Origin of the sequence: Ruegeria sp. R8_1 (assembly GCF_017743815.1) — a bacterium.
Lineage (GTDB): Bacteria > Pseudomonadota > Alphaproteobacteria > Rhodobacterales > Rhodobacteraceae > Ruegeria > Ruegeria lacuscaerulensis_A.
This window is the reverse complement of the sequence record NZ_JAGHRL010000025.1, coordinates 1-665: the sequence shown is the minus strand read 5'-3', so window position 1 is coordinate 665 and position 665 is coordinate 1. Positions and strand designations below refer to the sequence as shown.

The following is a 665-nucleotide window of genomic DNA, read 5'->3' as shown; positions in this document are numbered from 1 at the left end:
ACCGAACCCGGCTTACACAGAACCTGGCCACGCTCAACGCCGTCACGGTCAACACCACGCAGCAGCGCGCCGATGTTGTCGCCCGCTTCACCGCGGTCCAGCAGCTTGCGGAACATTTCAACGCCGGTGCAGGTGGTTTTCGAAGTGTCACGGATGCCGACGATTTCAATCTCGTCGCCAACGTTGATCACGCCACGCTCAACACGGCCGGTCACAACGGTACCACGGCCCGAGATCGAGAACACGTCTTCGATCGGCATCAGGAACGGCTGATCCACAGCACGCTCAGGGGTGTCGATGTAATCGTCAACAGCCGCCATCAGTTCCTTGATTTTCTCTTCGCCGATCTCAGGCTTGTCGCCTTCCATCGCGGCCAGAGCCGAACCTGCAACGATCGGAATATCGTCGCCGGGGTATTCGTACGAAGACAGCAGCTCGCGGATTTCCATTTCCACCAGTTCCAGCAGCTCTTCGTCGTCAACCTGGTCAACTTTGTTCATGAACACGACCATCTTCGGGATGCCAACCTGACGGCCCAGCAGGATGTGCTCACGCGTTTGCGGCATCGGGCCGTCAGCGGCGTTCACAACCAGGATCGCGCCGTCCATCTGAGCAGCACCGGTGATCATGTTTTTGACGTAGTCGGCGTGGCCGGGGCAGTCAAC

At 59.1% G+C, this 665-nt stretch carries 1 protein-coding gene; it reads right to left on the bottom strand.

Annotation, left to right across the window (positions count from 1 at the left end; translation table 11 throughout):
• On the bottom strand, positions 1 to 665 hold a 665-nt coding region (locus J7380_RS20270; RefSeq protein WP_247742676.1), incomplete at both ends, for a GTP-binding protein.